Origin of the sequence: Coprococcus intestinihominis (genome assembly GCF_040096555.1) — a bacterium.
In the GTDB taxonomy this organism is placed as follows: domain Bacteria; phylum Bacillota; class Clostridia; order Lachnospirales; family Lachnospiraceae; genus Coprococcus_A; species Coprococcus_A intestinihominis.
This window is the reverse complement of record NZ_JBBMEK010000469.1, coordinates 1-1110: the sequence shown is the minus strand read 5'-3', so window position 1 is coordinate 1110 and position 1110 is coordinate 1. Positions and strand designations below refer to the sequence as shown.

General features: G+C 43.4%; 1 protein-coding gene and 1 other annotated feature. The gene reads right to left on the bottom strand.

The window, feature by feature from the left end:
* Nucleotides 1–228: 228 nt before the first annotated feature.
* On the bottom strand, nucleotides 229–438 hold the full coding sequence (locus tag WMO25_RS18260; RefSeq protein ID WP_349086668.1) for a hypothetical protein: 210 nt from the start codon (nucleotides 436–438) through the stop codon (nucleotides 229–231).
* Between the two features lie 211 nt (nucleotides 439–649).
* Nucleotides 650–913: a binding site (T-box leader), on the top strand.
* Nucleotides 914–1110: the final 197 nt, after the last annotated feature.

Here is a 1110-nt window from a genome sequence, read left to right as displayed (position 1 = left end):
CGCTGCAAAAAATATACTGGCGGAGGGATTACGACAAATAGCATAAGAAGAATAACTATATAGGGCAGGGACTGCCCGAATTTACGCCTGTGGAGATAGTAGGTTACGAGGTCTGTGAAGCAGGAAGCCCATTGGCTTTAGACAATGGGTAGTTCACCTTATTTTATAGGGTTTTATGAACTATGGTTGCGCAATTTTATTTTTCTTTTTCTAAGAATTTTTTATACGTCATATCCATTCCCAGCGCCCCAAGTGGCGCTGTAATAATAAAATCATCAAAACGGCAGAAAGGCCGGCTTCCAATGTGTAACGGATATCCACAGCGGCACCCACAAGAACAAAGAGGATGACTTCAGCTGCCAGCCAGAGTTTGCCGAATTTCTCAGATAATCTTTTGGATACGAAAGTTGTACTTTTGGCTTTCAGAACGCGGGCCATACTGACAACAGCCAGCAGACCGGAAACAGCGACTTTGCCCTCAAGCCATCCTTCAATGGCAATGAGCAGAAAAGAAAAGCCAAGGACGATGATGACTTATTTGTGGAGAAGTGCAAGGGAAAATTCATTTACACAGTCGTTATAAGGCAAAAAATCTTGACAAAGGCCATCTCCTGTCATAAAATGATTTTTGTGAAAACATATTTATATGTGAATGACAGTGAAGAGGATCAGTAGTCTGCGTCAGTGGCTCAGAGAGGATATCAGCGGTGTGAGGTGTCTCCATATGTACAGATGAACCTGCCTTGGAGTTCTGTATGAAAGTACAGCGCACGTCCGGCGTTATGGACAATTGAGCGGAAGTCTTCAGTATATGAATCAGGACAGATGCAGTATCTGCTGTCTGACATTTTCGAGGCAATCGAGTGGAGATTTCAAATAGGGTGGTACCGCCGAATGAATTTTGGTCCCTGTTCAGCTGATGGCTGGCAGTGGAGAGAATAGACAAGGGGAAGTGCTTTCTGCTGCAGCAGAGCGTACTTCCCCTATTTATTTATTATAGTAGAAACAGGAGAATGTAAAATGGCAAAGGAAAAGAAACAGGTTCGTGAGATCACATCCATGAGCGAAGATTTTGCACAGTGGTATACAGATGTTGTTGTTAAGGCAGGT

What these genes read in the sequence shown, in the direction of transcription:
- WMO25_RS18260 (WP_349086668.1), bottom strand. Translation starts at nt 438, where the DNA reads ATGGCCCGCGTTCTGAAAGCCAAAAGTACAACTTTCGTATCCAAAAGA.